The organism is Neorhizobium galegae, from assembly GCF_021391675.1.
GTDB classification, from domain to species: Bacteria; Pseudomonadota; Alphaproteobacteria; order Rhizobiales; family Rhizobiaceae; genus Neorhizobium; species Neorhizobium galegae_B.
In genome coordinates this window covers 3,358,819-3,376,387 of record NZ_CP090095.1, presented here as the reverse complement: position 1 = coordinate 3,376,387, position 17,569 = coordinate 3,358,819, and the positions used below count along the sequence as shown (strand labels likewise).

Genomic DNA, 17,569 nt, shown 5'->3' with positions numbered 1-17,569 from the left:
TTATTGCAGCGGCTTTTCGTAGGTCGTATCGACCTGGAGGACGCCCAAAAGGCCGGCGATACGCTTCACCAGTTCGGAAAACCCCTGCAGCGCCAGGAGACTGAAACCCGCGACGATGATGAGTTTCACCGGCCAGCGGATCAGGCCGCCGGCGTTCGAGGACACTTCGCCCTGCGCATAGGAGAGGGCGAAGAACGGCCAGGCAAGCCACGCGAGATAGATGCAGGCCGGAATGAGGAAGACGATCAGACCGATCGTATCGATCCACAGGCGGGCGCGATCGGAAACGGCGCCGTAGATGAGATCGACGCGCACATGCTCGTTCAGCCTCAGGGTGTGGGAAGCGCCCAGAAGCACGATGAAGCCGAAGAGATACCACTGGATTTCAAGCCAGCCGTTGGAGCTGTAATTGAAGAGGTAGCGGATGAGCGCATTGCCGGCGCTGATGAGGGTGCAGGCGAGAACGAGATAGCCGGAAAATTTGCCTATAATTTCGCTGAGGCGGTCGATGAGACCGCTGATCTTCAACAGTGCAGCCATGGTTTCCCCAATTCAACGGGTCTCTCTTATCCCGCCCGCCATTGCATGGCGATGTAAACCAAGGTCTAATAAAAGGAAAGTCCTAAAAGCCTGGGTTTTCGTCTACAAAAAGCAGGGATCGAAAGGCGTTGCGCAAACCGGGAAGAGGTTGCGCCTCTGCCGAAGGTTGCGTGGTCGAAATTTTAGCTATCCTGTTGTCAATTTATTCAGCAAACTCTCAAGAACCCCCCAATGAAAGGGGGGCTGCGGCCCGCGGACAAGCAAATTTTAAAGGGTTTCCCGCAGTGTCGACCGGAAGACAAGGGATGAACCCGATGAAAGAGACAGAAGCGAAGACGCTGTCGACGGATGTGTATCTGTCGTTCGTCACGTCGCTATTTGGAAATCGCGGCACACTATGGACCGGCGTGGTTGTTCACGTCCTGTGGTGCCTGCTCGTTTTCCATTACAGCGGTGCGCAATTCTATCTCCTGTTCGCCTGCGGCTTCGCGGCGGTCTTTGCCTATCGCATGTACTGGTTCCAGCGGTTCGACAAGGTCGACAAGGAGGCGCTCACCTATGACGGCATCGCCGCCTGGGAGCAGCAATATGTGATCGGCGCGTTCCTCGCAGCCTTTCTGCTCGGCATCGCCAGCGGCTACGCGCTGCTCGTGCTCGAAAACCCGTTCGTCGGCTTTACCTGCATCGCCATGACGCTCGGCTCGATGATGTCGATCGTCGGCCGCAACTATGGCTCGCGCATCGCCGTCGATCTCCAGACGCTCGGCTGCTGCGGCCCGATCCTGATCGCCTGCCTGTTCACCGAGGATCTGCATCTGGCGCTGATGTCGCTGCTGCTCATCCCCTTCGGCCTGACCACAAGGTCGATGGCCAACGGGGTGCGCGAATTCCTTTATGAAAACGTCATCGCGTCGCGGAAGATGGCGATCATCGCCGGCCGCTTCGATATCGCCTTGAAGACGATTTCGCATGGCCTGGTGATGCTCGACGGCGAAGGCAAGATCCAGGTGATCAACCGCCGTGCCCGCGATCTGCTCGGCCTCGACAAGAAGAGCGATCTCAAGGACCGCGATTTCGCCGCCGTGCTCTGTGAGGACGCGGAGAATGCGCCGGAGACCATCCTGCGCCAGCTCTCCAAACTGGCCGACGGCTCGCTCGAACGCGCGCTCTTCAAGTTCAAGGACGACCGCCATCTCGAATTCTCGGTCAGCCCGCGCACCGACGGCGGTGTCGTGCTGATCTTCGAAGACGTCACCGCCCGTCTCGCAGCCGAGGAAAAGGTGCTGCACATGGTGCGGTTCGACGCCTTGACCGGCCTGCCGAACCGCGGCCACTTCGCGGATCTTGCGACCAAGAAGCTGAAGCGGCGGGGCGAGGCGCTCGCGGCGCTCGCGATGTTCGACGTGGACGGGTTCAAGCATGTCAACGACCTGCGCGGCCATGTGGTCGGCGACCGGCTGCTTGCGGCGATCTCGGCAAGGCTTTCGGCGCTGAAGACCGACGGCCTGCTGGCGGGTCGTCTGGTCGGCGACGAATTCGTCGTGCTTTTGACCGGCGGCGACGACAGTTGCGAGCTGGAGCGTCAGGTCCGCCGCATCCACGCCGAGATCCAGGGCGACTATTACGTCGACGGGCTTCGTCTTCCCGTTTCGATGAACAGCGGCTGCGTCATCCTGCCGTCGCAGGACTTCGACATGGAAAACTGGCAGATCAAGGCGGACCTTGCCCTCAACCATGCGAAGTCCACCGGCAACGGCACGCTGACGGTGTTCCTTTCGGAAATGGACGCCCAGTATATCGACGAGCAGAAGCTCCGCGTCGACCTTCGCCAGGCGATCGAGAACCATGGCCTGCATGTCGTCTACCAGCCGATGTATCGCCCCGACGGTTCCGGCATCGAATGCAGCGAGGCGCTCGTGCGCTGGCGCCATCCGGAGCGCGGCATGGTGGGGCCGAACGTCTTCATCCCCATGGCCGAGGACATGGGGCTCGTCTCGCATATCACCCATCTGGTGCTCGACCAGGCCTGCCGCGACTGCGCGACCTGGCCGGAGCCGATGGCAGTTTCCGTCAACCTCTCGATCCAGGACCTGCGCAACGACGACATCGTCGGTTATGTGGCGGACGTGCTGAAGCGCTATTCGCTCGATCCGTCGCGGCTGCATCTCGAAGTTACCGAAAGCTGCTTCATGGACGAGCCGGTGGCGGTCAGCGCCATTCTCAACCAGTTCCGCGTGACCGGGGTGACGATCGCGATCGACGATTTCGGCACCGGCTTCTCGAGCCTCAGCTATCTGGATTCCCTGCCGCTCGACGTGGTCAAGATCGACCGGGCGGCGTTCATCCGCAATATCGCCGAGGACCAGCGCAAGCTGAAACTCCTGCGCGGCATCGTGCATCTGTCCCGCGAACTCGGTCTCAAGATCGTCGTCGAAGGCGTGGAGACCAAGGAACAGTTGGCGCTGATCAACCGCCATCGGTTCTCGGATCTGGTCCAGGGTTACGTGTTCTCGATGCCGGTCGCTTCCGAAAAGATCATCGAACTGGCGGCCGAGGCTGCTCCCGCGGCCAAGCTCTCGTCCATCCGGCGTGGTGCCAAAAATGCACAGGCCTCGCCTCTTCTGGGCCGCAGCGCGCTAAATCCCGCCTGAAATTAGAACAATGTTAACGGTTTGAGACGCTGGCGAGCGGTCATTAACCGTTTGTTAACCATAACATTTAGAATTTTATTCAATTTGCGGTCCATCATTGCGGGCTATGGGTCTTTTAGGGTTAATCCATGGTTAAAGCTCATGGAACAAACCCCAATGCCCCTAGGCCAAACATTTTCTGACGGAAACTTTTCAGCCAAGCTTCTCTCCACTCTCGACCATGTCGAATACCGGCGGATCGAGAACAACGAGGATTTCGAAGATATCGCCAGGCTGCGGTACAGGGCCTACAAGACCCACAACGTGCTGCCGGTGGCCGCGACCAAGCTCATCGACGAGATCGACTTCGACAAAAATGCGCATGTCTTCGGCGTCTATTACGACGAGGAACTGGTCAGCACGATCCGCCTCCACCACGTCACGCCAGAACACAGGGTCTGCCAGTCGATCAGCATTTTCCCCGAGGCTGTGAACGGCCTCCTGGACGCCGGAATGACGCTGATCGACTCGGCCCGTTTTGCGATCGCCCCGGAATATGCCAGTGAACTTTCGGCCATGCCCTACCTGACGGTGCGACTGACGCCTGTCGCGGCGATCTATTTCGACGCGGACCGCGTGCTGCAGCCGATCCGTCCGGCGCATGCGGCATTTTATCGCCGGTTCTTCTATGCCCAGCCGGTGGTGCCGCCCCGGCGCATCCCGCAATACGATTTCGATCTGATGCTGCTCGCATCGCAGACCCGCGAATTGCGCTCCAAGATGATGAAGCGCTTCCCGGCGTTTCAGTCGGAGGCCTATGAGCGCCGCATGCTGTTTGCGCGCTCCTCGAATTTCGACACCGCGCCGCTCACCATCCTGCCGACGGCCCGCATCGCCGGCCGTCCGAATTCCCCCGAAATGTCCTATCTGACCTGAAGCGCCGACGCTTCGGCGTACCGGAAGCCATTGTGGCGGCATTGCGCTTTCCCATGGCTTTGTGTAAGGCCTGAAGTGACCTCCATCGTGCCGAACAAGGCATGATTCCGGATGTCGACAAGGGTTTTCCTGCAGGCGCCGGCGCTTCGATCGTGCGGGCGCGTGCGGCTGATGAAGGAGACGGGACTGATGGACAATCACCATAGCGGGCCGGTGGAAACGGGTGCTTCGATGGATTATGCGGAACACGACAGGACCTACAACGCCTTCCTCGCGGGTGCGAAATGGGGCACGATGGTTATCGTCATCCTGATGATCGCCATGGCTGCCGGTTTCTTCGGCGGAGCGGGCTTCATCGGCAGCCTTCTCGTCTTCATCATTCTCAATATAGCCGGCGTTTTCCTGCTGCGTTGATCCGGTTCGGCCAGTCCGGCCACCGGCTTTGAGGCAGGGCGGAATATTTCGCCCGCCTTGCGATATCGACTGGGAGGAGACAGTCTTTGCCGAAGATCGTATTTGTATGCCGTGAAGGTTCCGACGAACCGCGCGTCGCCGCTTCGCCCGAGAGCGTCAAGCGGCTCACCGGACTTGGCTTGTCCGTCCTGGTTGAGAGCGGAGCAGGCCTTTCCTCCGGTGTTCCCGATGCGGATTTCGAAGCCACGGGCGCCCGCATTGCCGATGCCGGGGAGGTCGGCTCGGCCGATATCATTCTAAGGGTCAACCGTCCGACGGCGGCGGAGATGGCGTCCTACAAGGCGGGCGCCGTGGTGTTCGCGGTCATGGACCCCTACGGCAACGAGGCCGCACTTGCCGGGATGGCGAAAGCCGGGCTCACCACGTTTGCCATGGAACTGATGCCGCGCATCACCCGCGCCCAGTCGATGGACGTGCTGTCCTCCCAGGCGAACCTTGCCGGATATCGCGCCGTCATCGACGCATCGCATGAATACGGCCGCGCCATGCCGATGATGATGACTGCCGCCGGCACCGTTCCCGCCGCAAAGGTCTTCGTCATGGGCGCCGGTGTTGCCGGCCTGCAGGCGATCGCTACGGCCCGGCGTCTCGGCGCCGTGGTATCGGCGACCGACGTGCGCCCTGCCGCCAAGGAACAGGTCGCCTCGCTCGGTGCGAAATTCATCGCGGTCGAGGACGAGGAATTCAAGGCCGCCGAAACCGCTGCTGGTTACGCCAAGCCGATGTCGGAAGCCTATCAGGCGAAACAGGCGGCGCTGGTCGCGGAGCATATCGCCAAGCAGGACATCGTCATCACCACAGCTCTCATTCCCGGCCGACCGGCCCCGAAGCTGGTGACGCGCGCGATGCTGGCGTCGATGAAGCCCGGTTCGGTGGCGGTCGATCTCGCCGTCGAACGCGGCGGCAATATCGAAGGTTCGGAAAAGGGCAAGGTCGCTGATGTCGAGGGTGTCACCGTGATCGGCTACGCCAATGTCGCGGGCCGCATCGCCGCCTCCGCTTCGGCGCTTTATGCCCGCAACCTGTTCGCCTTCATCGAGACCATGGTCGACAAAGGCACCAAGGAATTTGCAGTCAATCTTGAGGACGAGCTCGTCAAGGCGACCATGCTGACCCATGGCGGCCAGGTCGTGCATCCGAATTTTGCGGGTGCCGCGGCTGCGCTTGCCGGCGGCGAGACGCCGGTTGCTGCCCCAGTCGCGACGTCCGCTCCAGCCGTAACCACCATAGAGGAGCCGGCGGCTGCAAAACCGGTGCGCGCCCGCAAAAAGCCGGTAGCAGATGAAGCCGCGAGCAAGGGAGATCTGTGATGGCCGGTGAAGCAATGGACAAGGCGCTGGAGCAGCTCGACCAGGCCGTCAGCGCCGTGATGACCGCCGCCGCGCAGGCACCGGAAGCGGCGAGCGCCGCAACCGGTGGGGCGATCGACCCCTTCGTGTTCCGGCTGGCGATCTTCGTGCTGTCGATTTTCGTCGGCTATTACGTCGTCTGGTCGGTGACGCCGGCGCTGCATACGCCGTTGATGGCGGTTACCAACGCGATCTCCTCGGTCATCGTCGTCGGCGCGCTGCTTGCGGTCGGCGTATCGGCGAGCGGGTTTGCGACCGGCTTCGGTTTCGTCGCGCTGGTGCTCGTCTCGGTGAACATTTTTGGCGGCTTCCTGGTGACCAGCCGGATGCTCGCCATGTACAAGAAAAAAGATCGCTGAGGGTTCGGATACCATGTCGCAGAGCCTCGCAGCCTTCCTTTACCTCGTCTCCGGCGTGCTGTTCATCATGGCGCTCCGGGGTCTTTCCCACCCGACGACCAGCCGCAAGGGCAATGTCTACGGCATGGTCGGCATGGGTATCGCCATCGTCACCACCCTGCTGCTCGCCACCCCCACCTTCGGCGGCTTCATCCTGATCGTTCTGGCGCTCAGCCTCGGCGGCGGGGCAGGCGCCTATATCGCCCGCACCATTCCGATGACGGCGATGCCGCAGCTCGTCGCCGGCTTTCATTCGCTGGTCGGCTTTGCCGCGGTGATGGTGGCGGCGGCCGCACTTTATGCGCCCGATTCCTTCGGCATCGGCGCGGTCGGCCACATCCACGGCCAGGCGCTTATCGAACTGGCGCTCGGCGCGGCGATCGGCGCGATCACCTTTACCGGCTCGGTCATCGCCTTCCTGAAGCTCGACGGGCGGATGTCCGGCAAGCCGATCATGCTGCCCTACCGGCACTTCATCAATATCGGCCTGCTGGTGCTGGTCGTCGTCTTCATTTTCGGCCTGGTGCAGACCGAAAGCCATTTCGACTTCTGGCTGGTCGTGGTGCTGGCGCTGGCCCTCGGCGTGCTCCTGATCGTGCCGATCGGTGGCGCCGACATGCCGGTCGTGGTGTCGATGCTGAACTCCTATTCCGGCTGGGCGGCCGCCGGCATCGGGTTTACGCTCGGTAATCTGGCGCTGATCATCACCGGCGCGCTGGTCGGCTCTTCGGGCGCGATCCTCTCCTACATCATGTGCAAGGGGATGAACCGGTCCTTCATCTCGGTCATATTGGGCGGCTTCGGCGGCGAGACGGCGTCTGCCGCCGGCGACGACGGCGTGCAGCGGACGGTGAAGCAGGGCTCGGCGGACGACGCGGCCTTCCTGATGCAGAACGCCGAGAAGGTGATCATCGTGCCGGGTTACGGCATGGCCGTCGCCCAGGCTCAGCATGCGCTGCGAGAGCTCGCCGATACGCTGAAAAGCCACGGCGTCGAGGTGAAATACGCGATTCATCCGGTTGCCGGCCGCATGCCGGGCCATATGAACGTGCTGCTCGCCGAAGCCAACGTGCCCTATGACGAGGTCTTCGAGCTGGAAGACATCAATGCGGAGTTCGCGCAAGCCGACGTCGCCTATGTCATCGGCGCCAACGACGTCACCAACCCGGCGGCCCGCGACGACAAGACCTCGCCGATCTACGGCATGCCGATCCTCGACGTCGACAAGGCCAAGACCTGCCTGTTCGTCAAGCGCTCGCTCGGTTCTGGCTATGCCGGCATCGACAACACTCTGTTCTACAAGGACGGCACGATGATGCTGCTCGGCGACGCCAAGAAGATGACCGAGGACATCGTCAAGGCGATGAAGCACTGAGCGCGAACGGAATATTGTGATTGGAAAGCCCGGCAGTGCCGGGCTTTTTTGTGGCGGCGGTTCGTGCGAGATTAAGCGCGAAACAGGAGGCCACGATGGCAAATATAACTGTATCCCTTCCAGACTCGACAAAGGAATGGATTGAAGTGCAGGTTCGCGACGGCGGTTATGCCAGCGTCGGGGATTACGTGAACGACCTCGTGATGCGTGAGCGCATTCGGCAAGGTGAAGAACTGTCGTTGGAAGAGTTGCGCCAACTTGTGGCAACGTCACGCGAAAGTGGGATCAGTCCGCGTAAGGTGGACGAGATTTTTGCGGAGGCCGAGAAGATCGTAGCGCTTCGGAAGGCCAAGCGTGTCTGAATTCCGGCTGACACGTCAAGCGGACAAGGACATGCTCGACATATTCGTCTTTGGCCTCGATGTATTCGGTCAGTTTCAAGCCCGGAAATATGCCGGCGACCTCCAGCATTGCTTTGGGCTTCTGGCAGACAATCCGCGAATGGGGCGGGTTGCTGCCGCGCTTGGCCCGGAAGTTCGTCGACACGAACATCAAAGTCATGTCATTCTTTACGAGATAGCAGAGTTTGGTGTTCTCATACTGGGGATCGTTCACAAGCGAAACGCGCGTCGATTGACGCCACACTGATGAAACCGACTCCGCGAAACATCTGATGACCATCCCCACCAAGCACCCTTACGATTTCGATCCCACCTATGGCATGGGGCTGAGGCAGCTTCAGGCCGTGGTGCCGCCGCAGGCGCCGGACGGATTCGATGGGTTCTGGAAGGACCGCTACCGGCGGGCGATGACCGTCGATCCGGAGCCGGGCCTGCGCAAGAGCGGGCTCGACCATCCGAAATGGCATGTCTTCGACATCGCCTATATGTCGACCGGCCGGTTTCCGATAGGCGGCTGGCTTCTTTTGCCGCGGCAGGGAAACATCAGGCGCGGGCTCGTCGTCGGCCATGGATATGGCGGACGCGACGCGCCGGATCTCGACATCCCGGTCGAGGAGACCGCTGTCCTTTTTCCCTGCTTCCGCGGCATGTCGCGCAGCACCCGCCCGCCGATTTCGCCGGACTCCCACTGGCATGTTCTGCACGATATCGACAAGCCGGACCGCTACATCATTGGAGGCTGCGTCGATGACCTGTGGGTCGCGGTGAGCATGCTGATCGCCCTCTATCCCTGGCTATCCGGCCATATCGGCTATAGCGGCATCAGCTTCGGCGGCGGCATCGGCGGGCTGGCCATCCCCTTCGACAACCGGATCGACCGTGGGCATCTGTCGCTGCCGACCTTCGGGCACCAGGAGTTGCGGCTGAAGCTGAAAAGCATCGGCAGCGCTGCCTCCGTCCAGGCCTATCAGGCGAAATACGGCAATGCGTTGAAGACGCTGCGCCTGCATGATTCGGCGGTGGCAGCGAGTCGCATCACGGTGCCGATGTTGACGAGCGTCGCGCTGTTCGATCCGGCGGTTGCGCCGCCCTGCCAGTTCGCCGTCGCCAACGCAATTCCGAAATCAAAATTTAATGAAATCTTCATCCTGGACGCCGGACATTTCGATTATCCTGGTAGCATGTTGCAAGAGGCGGCCCTTCGCGAGAGGGTTGGACAGTTTTTCAAGGTGTCATGAACCGCGAATATCTGCGCTGGTACAGCCAGCGGCTCCATCGAGACATGGAACTCCTGGTGTTCGGTCATGCCGGCGCCAAGGTGCTGATGTTCCCGACCCGCGAGGGGCGTTTCTGGGAATATGAAGAGCTTGGCATCGTCGGAAGCCTCGCCGACAAGGTCCGCGCCGGACAACTGCAGCTCTATTGCGTCGACGGACTGGCGGCCGAGACGTTTTACGACGCACACCAGCATCCCTCGGTGCGGATCCGCAGGCATGCGGCATTCGAGGACTATATCCTCAACGAGGTCCTGCCGCTGATGGCTACCCGGAACGGGCATGACTGCACGATCGTGCAGGGCTGCAGCCTCGGTGCCTTCCAGGCGGCCAGCATCGCCTTTCGTCATCCGCATCTGTTCCGCAAGCTTGTCGCATTTTCGGGCCGGTACGACCTGACGCTGAAGGTCGAAGCGTTCGGCGACCTGCTGGACGGCTATTACGACGATACCGTCTATTTCCACACCCCGTCGCATTTCCTGCCCGGCATCAGCAGCGGGTGGCAGCTCGAAAGGCTGCGGCAGGTGGAGATCGTGCTGACGATCGGCGATGCCGACCCGTTCCTCGACAACAACCAGCATCTCAGCCAGGTTCTGTCCGAAAAGGGTGTCGGGCATCGCATGCATGTCTGGGACGGCCGCGCTCACCGGGCCGGTGCCTGGCGCAAGATGGCGGCGCTTTATATCTGAGGGCAGGGCGGAAATCAGCTTAGCCGACAGCGGGGATATCAGGTGCTGGCGCGGGTGCGGGTCGCGCCGTCCTGGGCCGGCTTGTAGTTCGGGTCGAGGCGCATGGCGTGCGAATAGGACTTGTAGGCACGCGCCTTGTCGCCGCGGCGCTCATAGACGAGTGCCTGGTTCGCCCAGGATTCGGCGAGCTTGTCGTTGAGCTCGATCGCGCGGTTGAAGTCCGCAAACGCGTTGTCGTCGTCGTTCAAGGCGACATAGGAAATGCCGCGGCCGTTATAGGGCTCTGGCGAATTCGCCGACAGCGAGATGGCTTTGGAGAAATCGTCGATCGCCTGGGCGTGCTGGCCGCGCCCCTGGTAGATCAGGCCGCGATTATGCCAGGCGCGGCCGTCGGTGGTTTCCAGCTGGATCGCCTTGTTGAAGTCGTTGAAGGCTTCGTTGGTACGGCCAGCCTGGCGATAGATATTGCCGCGGCCGATATAGGCGACGTCGTAGTTCGGGTTGATCTGCAGCGAGCGGTTGTAGTCGTTGGCCGCTTCGACGGGCTTGCCCATGTTGCGGTAGACCAGGGCGCGGTTGGCATAGGCCTGGTAGAACTGCGGATTGAGCTGGATGGCGCGGTTGAAATCCTCCAGCGCCTTCGAAAACTCCCCGGCGCGCCCATAGGCCGTACCACGGACGTTATAGGCTTCCGGATCCTGCGGGCTGGAACTGATGACGGAGGAGAGCGAGGCGATGTTCTCCTGGGACCCCTGGGCGCGATCGACGGTGATCATGTCGGTCGAGGTCGTGGTCGAGCAGCCGGCGAGCGCCAGAAGGGCGATCAGCGCGGCAGGCAAAGCTGTTTTGCGACGGACGGGAGAAACATGGTTCAAGAGGCCGGAAATTTCGGTTCCACGAAAGAGAACGGGATTTTTGGCGGCCATCAGGCGCATTTCCTCATGTCGGGGCAAAGGCATTGGAAGTCTCGGACCAAATCAAAAGAGCGGCGGCGCCCATGTCGCCACCGCCCTGAAAGCACATGAAAACGTCCAAAAAACGGCCGATCAACGAGCCGGGCGTGCTGGAACCGTACGAGCCGGAGCTGCAATCAGGCCTTCGCGCTGCATGCGCTTGCGGGCCAGCTTGCGAACGCGACGAACAGCCTCTGCCTTTTCACGGGCGCGCTTTTCAGACGGCTTCTCGTAATAATCGCGCATCTTCATTTCACGGAAAATGCCTTCGCGCTGCATTTTCTTCTTGAGAGCGCGGAGCGCCTGGTCGACGTTGTTGTCGCGGACTAGTACCTGCACGTGAATCCCGTTCCTTTGGTTTGTTGCTCGCCTGGATCGGTACGATTCGAGGCGAAAGAATAACGTCCGCTCGGCCTGGAGCCGTGCGATTGATGACGGCAGATAGCAGAAGAGATGTGCGAAGTCCAGACGCATTAAGGTCGATTGCGCCAATTCGGCGGCCTTTTGCGGGGTGGCATGAATGGGAAGAGCCTGTCGCGGCACATGATCCGAATGCGGCCCTGGCCGGAAGCGATCGATCCGATGGTTATCTGGGCCGGTTTCGCAAGATTTCGGCCGGGCGCTGCAGCGCCTAGCACCTCGGTCGGATGTCGTCCGATCGGCGGACGATCTTGCTCGTGTCGATGGAGAAGGCGAATGCGTCGCAATAGAGCCATTGCGACGCATATTGATTTGCGATGGGTATGGCACTACCCAAATGCCAGCCCTGCGATGAGGGCTGACGATCCGAGGAGTTCGAGGCGAGATGCGCAGATATTCGGTTTTCGCCGTGGCCCGCGAGGCGATGCGTGCCCACAAGGGCTGGGAAGCGCAGTGGACCTCGCCGGAGCCGCGCAGCGCATACGACGTGATTATCGTCGGCGCCGGGGGGCATGGCCTGGGCGCTGCCTACTACCTGGCCAAGGAACACGGCATCACCAATGTCGCGGTGATCGAAAAGGGCTGGCTCGGCGGCGGCAATACCGGCCGCAACACGACGATCATCCGCTCCAACTATCTCTATGAAGAGAGCATGGACATCTACGAGCATTCGCTGAAGCTCTGGGAGGGGCTGAGCCAGGATCTCAACTACAATGTCATGTATTCGCCGCGCGGCGTGATGATGCTCTCGCACAACACCCACGACATGCAGAGCTTCAAGCGGCATATCAACGCCAACCGGCTCTACGGCATCGACAACGAATGGCTGACGCCGGAACAGGCCAAGGCCTTCGTGCCGCCGCTCGATATTGCCAAGACGGCCCGTTACCCGATCAACGGCGCTGCCCTGCAGCGGCGCGGCGGCACGGCCCGCCACGATGCGGTCGCCTGGGGTTATGCGCGCGCCGCCTCCGACCGGGGCGTCCACATCATCCAGAATTGCGAAGTGACCGGCATCCGTCGCGGCCCGAACGGCGAGGTCCTGGGCGTCGAGACGAGCAAGGGCTTCATCGGGGCGAAGAAGATCGGCGTCTCGGCCGCCGGGCATTCCTCCGTCGTGATGGAGATGGCGGGCGTCCGAGTCCCTCTCCACAGCACCCCTCTGCAGGCGCTCGTGTCCGAGCCGCTGAAGCCGATCTTCCCCTGCGTCGTCATGTCGAACACGGTGCATGCCTATATCTCGCAGTCGGACAAGGGTGAGCTCGTCATCGGCGCCGGCACCGACCAGTACAATTCCTATTCCCAGACCGGCGGGCTGCAGATCATCACCCACACGCTCGACGCCATCTGCGAGCTCTTTCCGATGTTCCGCCGCGTCAAGATGATGCGCCAGTGGGGCGGCATTACCGACAATACGCCGGACCGTTCGCCGATCCAGGGCGTCACGCCGGTGCCGGGCCTGTTCGTCAATTGCGGCTGGGGAACCGGCGGCTTCAAGGCGACGCCGGGTTCGGCCAATCTGTTCGCACACCTGATCGCCAAGGGCGAGCCGCACCGGCTGGCGGCAGGGCTGACGCTCGACCGGTTCCGGACGGGACGGCTGATTGATGAAGCGGCTGCGGCTGCGGTGGCGCATTGATGTTGGCGGCTTTCGACATTTTTGCGGGCGCAGGATGGGGTCCTTCTTCTCCCCAGCGGGGAGAAGGTGGCGGCAGCCGGATGAGGGGGGCGTCAAGGCAAGCTCGTCCTTCGCTTGTCGCTCGGACGCTCGCTCCTTTCGTCGCTCGCCCCCTCATCCGCCCTTCGGGCACCTTCTCCCCGCTGGGGAGAAGAGGGAGCGCGAGGCTGGCTTTTACACCGACCCTATGTGCCGGGAGATTTTCATGCTGCTGATCCATTGCCCCTATTGCGAAGAAGATCGCTCCGAGCTGGAATTCCGCTGGGCCGGCGAGGCGCATATTGCGCGGCCGGAGAATATCGCGGCGATTTCGGACGAGGAATTCGCGGAGTTCTTCTTCCTGCGCAACAACGAAAAAGGCCTCACCTATGAACGCTGGCGGCATATCCACGGCTGCGGCCGGTTCTTCAACGCGGCGCGCGACACGGTGAGCGACAGGTTCCTGATGACCTACAAGGCGGGAATGCCGAAGCAGCCGCTCCCGGAAACCGGGGCTTCCGAAAAGACCGTCGAGACCTATGAAGCGACTGAAGGAGACGCACGATGAGCGCTTCCTCCAATTCAGGCACCTTCCGCATCAAGGGTGTGGGCCGGTTGACGCCCGCCCGCACGGCGCGCTTCACCTTCGACGGCAAAAGTTATACGGCGCTGGAAGGCGATACGGTCGCCTCGGCGCTGCTGGCGCATGGCGTGCATCTGCTTGGCCGCTCGTTCAAATATCACCGGCCGCGCGGCATCTTGTCTGCCGGTCCGGAAGAGCCGAACGCGCTGATCGACGTGTCGCGCGATGCGGCGCGGCGTCAGCCGAACGTGCGGGCGACGGTGCAGGAAGTGTTCGACGGGGCGAAGATCGCCTCGCAGAACCGCTGGCCGTCGCTGAAATTCGATGTCGGAGCGGTCAACAATCTGTTCTCGCCGTTCTTTGCGGCCGGCTTCTACTACAAGACCTTCATGTGGCCGCGCGAGGCCTGGGTGAAGATCTACGAACCCTTCATCCGCCGGGCGGCCGGCCTCGGCGTCGCGCCGACGGAAGAGGATCCGGATCACTATGCCAACCGCTACGCCCATTGCGACGTGCTGATCGCCGGCGCCGGCGTGGCTGGCCTGACGGCGGCGCTTTCGGCGGCCGCGACGGGGCAAAGTGTTTTCCTCGTCGACGAACAGCCGGAAGTCGGCGGCGCGCTGCATTACGACGCGGCGACCACGATCGACGGGCAGAACGGTTATGACTGGGCGCAGGCGACGGCTTTGAGGCTGAAGGCGATGCCGAACGTGACGGTGCTGACCCGCACGACGGTGTTCGGTTATTACAACCACGGTTTCCTCGGCCTCGTGGAGCGCGTGACCGACCATGTCGCCAAGCCCGGCAAAAGCCTTCCTCGCGAACGGTTGTGGCAGGTGCGGGCGAAAAAGGTGGTGCTGGCGACCGGTTCGATCGAGCGGCACATGGTATTCGCCAATAACGACCGGCCGGGCATCATGCTGGCGTCTGCGGCACGCACCTTCCTCAACCATCACGGCGTCGCGGTCGGCAGACAGGTCGGCGTCTATACGGCGCATGATTCGGCCTACGAAGCCGCCTTCGACCTGAAACGGGCGGGCGTCTCGATCGCGGCGATCGTCGATTGCCGTGCCGATCCCGGCGAGGCGCTGCTGGCGGAAGCCCGCGGGCTCGGCATCTCCGTACTGAGCGGCCATTCGGTGACCGATACCGGCGGCCGGCTGAGAATTTCCTCGATGACCGTGGCGCGCAACGGTGGCGGCGATGCCCGCAAGATTGCCGTCGACGCGCTGATCGTCTCGGCCGGCTGGACGCCTTCGGTGCATCTGTTTTCGCAGTCGCGCGGAAAACTGCGGTTCGATGACGTCAACCAGCGTTTCCTGCCGGATATCTATGCGCAGGATTGTGTCTCCATCGGCGGCTGCAACGGCACGGACGATCTGGCCGAGCTGATCGACGAAGCGATTGCGGCGGGCGGCGGTTCGGTGGCGCTTGCGGGCGAAAACCGGTTCGAATGGACCGGCGGCATGATCGGGGCTGCGGAAGGGGCGGGGCCGGATACGACGGTAAAAGCCTTCGTCGATTTCCAGCATGACGTCACCGCCAAGGACATCCGCCTTGCGGTGCGCGAGGGCATGCACTCGATCGAGCATATCAAGCGCTTCACCACCAACGGCATGGCGTCGGACCAGGGCAAGCTTTCCAACATGCACGGCCTCGCCATCGCCGCCGAAATGCTCGACCGGCCGATCCCGCAGGTGGGGCTGACGACGTTCCGAGCGCCCTATACGCCGGTCACCTACGGCACGCTGGTCGGCCATTCGCGCGGAGAACTGTTCGATCCGGCGCGCAAGACGCCGATGCACGCGCTCGAAACGGCCGAAGGCGCCGAGTTCGAGGATGTCGGCAACTGGAAGCGCGCCTGGTATTACCCGAAGCGCGGCGAGGACATGCTGGCTGCCGTCAACCGCGAATGCCGGACGGTGCGCGAAGTGGCGGGCGTGTTCAACGGTTCGACGCTCGGCAAGGTCGAGGTGGTAGGTCCCGATGCGGCGCAGTTCCTCAACCTCATCTATACGAATGCCTGGGACAGCCTGAAGCCCGGCAAGAGCCGCTACGGGATCATGACCCGCGAGGACGGTTTCGTGTATGACGACGGCGTCGTCGGCCGGCTTGCCGAGGACCGCTTCCATGTGACGACCACGACCGGCGGGGCGCCGCGCGTGCTGCACCACATGGAAGACTATCTGCAGACGGAGTTCCCGCATCTCAAGGTCTGGCTCACCTCGACCACCGAGCAATGGGCGGTCATCGCCGTGCAGGGGCCGAAGGCGCGCGAGATTATCCAGCCGTTCGTCGAAGGCGTCGATATTTCCAACGAGGCCTTTCCGCATATGAGCGTGGCGGAATGCAGCGTGATGGGCGTGCCGGCGCGGCTGTTCCGCGTCTCATTTACCGGCGAACTCGGTTACGAAATCAACGTGCCGGCCGACTACGGTCCGGCCGTCTGGAAGGCGATCTGGGAGCGGGCTGAGCCGATGGGCGCCTGCCTCTACGGCACCGAGACCATGCACGTGCTGCGCGCCGAAAAGGGCTATATCATCGTCGGCCAGGATACGGACGGCACGGTGACGCCGCACGATGCGGGGCTCGGCTGGGCGGTCTCCTCCAAGAAGCCGGATTTCGTCGGCATTCGCGGGCTGAAGCGCCCGGACCTGGTGCGCGAAAACCGCAAGCAGCTTGTCGGGCTGTTGACCAAGGACCCGGCACTGGTGTTGGAGGAGGGCGGGCAGATCGTCGCCGATCCCAACCAGGCCAAGCCGATGACCATGCTCGGCCATGTGACCTCCGCCTACTGGTCGGAGAATTGCGGCCGCTCGATCGCGCTGGCGCTGGTCGCCGGCGGAAGGTCGCGGATCGGTGAGACGCTCTATGTGCCGCTGAAGGACAGGACGATCGAAGTGGAAGTGACCGACATGGTGTTCTTCGACAAGGATGGAGGCCGCATCCATGGCTGATTCTGGGGCTGATCTGGCAAACCGCACTTCGCCTCTTTCCGGTTTCCACGGCGGTTCGTCGACCGTCCGTCTCGAAGCCGCACCGCCCGCCGAGCGCATTTCGCTGCGCGCCAGGGCCGAGGATGTCGCGGCGCTTTCCTCAGCGTTCGGCGTCGATCTGCCGGTCAGACCGAAAACCTCGGCTTCCGCCCATGGCCGCTCGGCGCTGTGGCTCGGGCCGGACGAATGGCTGGTGATCGCGGACGGGAACGGCGGGCTGATGCAGGCCGCGAAGAATTCCGGCGCGCTGCATTCGGCGACGGATGTTTCCCACCGCAGTACGGCGATCCTGGTGTCTGGCCCCGGCGCTGCGGCGGCCATCAATGCCGGCTGCCCGCAGGATCTGTCGCTGAAGGTCTTCCCGGTCGGCGCCTGCTCGCGGACCGTTTTCGGCAAGGTGGAAATCGTGCTTCTGCGAACCGGCGACGATGCCTTCCGGATGGAGGTCTGGCGGTCGTTTTCAGACTACGCCTTCGGCCTGCTGGCGGAAGGCGCTCAGGGCGCGGCCGTCTAAGACAATCGCCTGGCTTGACTTCATCTTACAGAACCTCACTCTCCTCATGAGAATGGGGAGGATGTCATGGGACAATTCACACTGATGGCAATTGCCGTCGTTGCGGCGGTGATCGGCGGGGCGATTGCCGCAAAGCTTGCCGGAATCGAGATCTGGAAGGGTGCGCTGATCGGCGCCTGCGCGTCGGTCGCCGGGGCGATCGCCTTCTTCGCGCCGGGAATCGACCGGAGCCTCTCGATCCCGATAGCCGGATTGATCGGGGCCGGCATTTCCGGCGCGGCCGTCGGCCTGACGCCGACCCGCACCGCCCACCTCGCGATCGGCGCGGCGCTGCTGCCGCTCATCGGTTTCGTGCTGATGGAAATGGGGGCTTAGGTAGC

General features: G+C 62.4%; 18 protein-coding genes. 15 read left to right on the top strand and 3 right to left on the bottom strand.

Features of this window, described 5'->3' with window-relative positions:
- Positions 1-540 carry a TRAP transporter small permease subunit gene (locus LZK81_RS16800; protein WP_037077292.1) on the bottom strand — a complete coding sequence of 180 codons (540 nt, stop codon included), beginning with the start codon at positions 538-540 and terminating at the stop codon, positions 1-3.
- A 314-nt stretch (positions 541-854) separates the two neighbouring features.
- Here LZK81_RS16800 and LZK81_RS16795 point away from each other — a divergent pair, with 314 nt between their 5' ends.
- From LZK81_RS16795 to LZK81_RS16750, 10 genes are all read left to right on the top strand, one after another.
- Positions 855-3,191, top strand: coding sequence for a putative bifunctional diguanylate cyclase/phosphodiesterase (locus tag LZK81_RS16795; protein WP_233953985.1), 2,337 nt, complete (start codon positions 855-857; stop codon positions 3,189-3,191).
- 156 nt (positions 3,192-3,347) lie between these two features.
- A complete protein-coding gene (locus LZK81_RS16790) occupies positions 3,348-4,106 on the top strand; it encodes an N-acyl amino acid synthase FeeM domain-containing protein (RefSeq protein ID WP_046604528.1) in 759 nt (252 codons plus the stop codon).
- 189 nt (positions 4,107-4,295) lie between these two features.
- The gene (locus tag LZK81_RS16785) at positions 4,296-4,520 is read left to right on the top strand and encodes an aa3-type cytochrome c oxidase subunit IV (protein WP_046604644.1); all 225 of its coding nucleotides are present in this window, start codon (positions 4,296-4,298) and stop codon (positions 4,518-4,520) included.
- An 86-nt stretch (positions 4,521-4,606) separates the two neighbouring features.
- The gene (locus LZK81_RS16780) at positions 4,607-5,890 is read left to right on the top strand and encodes a Re/Si-specific NAD(P)(+) transhydrogenase subunit alpha (RefSeq protein WP_233953984.1); all 1,284 of its coding nucleotides are present in this window, start codon (positions 4,607-4,609) and stop codon (positions 5,888-5,890) included.
- The gene (locus LZK81_RS16775) at positions 5,890-6,288 is read left to right on the top strand and encodes a proton-translocating transhydrogenase family protein (RefSeq protein WP_046604529.1); all 399 of its coding nucleotides are present in this window, start codon (positions 5,890-5,892) and stop codon (positions 6,286-6,288) included. Before LZK81_RS16780 ends, LZK81_RS16775 begins: the two co-directional genes overlap by 1 nt.
- A gap of 13 nt (positions 6,289-6,301) precedes the next feature.
- A complete protein-coding gene (locus LZK81_RS16770) occupies positions 6,302-7,702 on the top strand; it encodes an NAD(P)(+) transhydrogenase (Re/Si-specific) subunit beta (RefSeq protein WP_046608433.1) in 1,401 nt (466 codons plus the stop codon).
- A 95-nt stretch (positions 7,703-7,797) separates the two neighbouring features.
- On the top strand, positions 7,798-8,064 hold the full coding sequence (locus LZK81_RS16765) for a ribbon-helix-helix domain-containing protein (protein WP_046604531.1): 267 nt from the start codon (positions 7,798-7,800) through the stop codon (positions 8,062-8,064).
- A 31-nt stretch (positions 8,065-8,095) separates the two neighbouring features.
- Positions 8,096-8,350 (top strand): type II toxin-antitoxin system RelE/ParE family toxin, encoded by a 255-nt coding sequence (locus tag LZK81_RS16760; protein WP_233953983.1) that lies wholly within the window; start codon positions 8,096-8,098, stop codon positions 8,348-8,350.
- A 25-nt stretch (positions 8,351-8,375) separates the two neighbouring features.
- Positions 8,376-9,341 (top strand): acetylxylan esterase, encoded by a 966-nt coding sequence (locus tag LZK81_RS16755; protein ID WP_233953982.1) that lies wholly within the window; start codon positions 8,376-8,378, stop codon positions 9,339-9,341.
- Positions 9,338-10,066, top strand: a complete 729-nt coding sequence (locus tag LZK81_RS16750) for an esterase family protein (RefSeq protein ID WP_046604533.1) — start codon at positions 9,338-9,340, stop codon at positions 10,064-10,066. Before LZK81_RS16755 ends, LZK81_RS16750 begins: the two co-directional genes overlap by 4 nt.
- 38 nt (positions 10,067-10,104) lie before the next feature.
- On the opposite strand, the gene LZK81_RS16745 is transcribed toward LZK81_RS16750, so the two are convergent.
- Both LZK81_RS16745 and rpsU read right to left on the bottom strand, forming a co-directional pair.
- Complete coding sequence (locus LZK81_RS16745) at positions 10,105-10,992, bottom strand: tetratricopeptide repeat protein (RefSeq protein ID WP_233953981.1); 888 nt, start codon at positions 10,990-10,992, stop codon at positions 10,105-10,107.
- A 120-nt stretch (positions 10,993-11,112) separates the two neighbouring features.
- Positions 11,113-11,358 carry a 30S ribosomal protein S21 gene (gene rpsU / locus LZK81_RS16740; RefSeq protein ID WP_046604534.1) on the bottom strand — a complete coding sequence of 82 codons (246 nt, stop codon included), beginning with the start codon at positions 11,356-11,358 and terminating at the stop codon, positions 11,113-11,115.
- Between the two features lie 466 nt (positions 11,359-11,824).
- On the opposite strand from rpsU, the gene LZK81_RS16735 reads away from it, so the two are divergent.
- The 5 genes from LZK81_RS16735 (at position 11,825) to LZK81_RS16715 (ending at position 17,564) form a co-directional block, all read left to right on the top strand.
- Positions 11,825-13,078, top strand: a complete 1,254-nt coding sequence (locus tag LZK81_RS16735) for a sarcosine oxidase subunit beta family protein (RefSeq protein WP_233953980.1) — start codon at positions 11,825-11,827, stop codon at positions 13,076-13,078.
- A 244-nt stretch (positions 13,079-13,322) separates the two neighbouring features.
- Entirely contained in the window at positions 13,323-13,664 is a 342-nt protein-coding gene (locus LZK81_RS16730) for a sarcosine oxidase subunit delta (RefSeq protein ID WP_046608518.1), read from the top strand.
- The gene (locus tag LZK81_RS16725) at positions 13,661-16,636 is read left to right on the top strand and encodes a sarcosine oxidase subunit alpha (RefSeq protein WP_233953979.1); all 2,976 of its coding nucleotides are present in this window, start codon (positions 13,661-13,663) and stop codon (positions 16,634-16,636) included. The genes LZK81_RS16730 and LZK81_RS16725 overlap by 4 nt, the downstream gene beginning before the upstream one ends.
- Positions 16,629-17,189 (top strand): sarcosine oxidase subunit gamma, encoded by a 561-nt coding sequence (locus tag LZK81_RS16720; protein WP_233953978.1) that lies wholly within the window; start codon positions 16,629-16,631, stop codon positions 17,187-17,189. Before LZK81_RS16725 ends, LZK81_RS16720 begins: the two co-directional genes overlap by 8 nt.
- A gap of 66 nt (positions 17,190-17,255) precedes the next feature.
- A complete protein-coding gene (locus tag LZK81_RS16715) occupies positions 17,256-17,564 on the top strand; it encodes a hypothetical protein (protein WP_046604540.1) in 309 nt (102 codons plus the stop codon).
- Positions 17,565-17,569 lie beyond the last annotated feature (5 nt).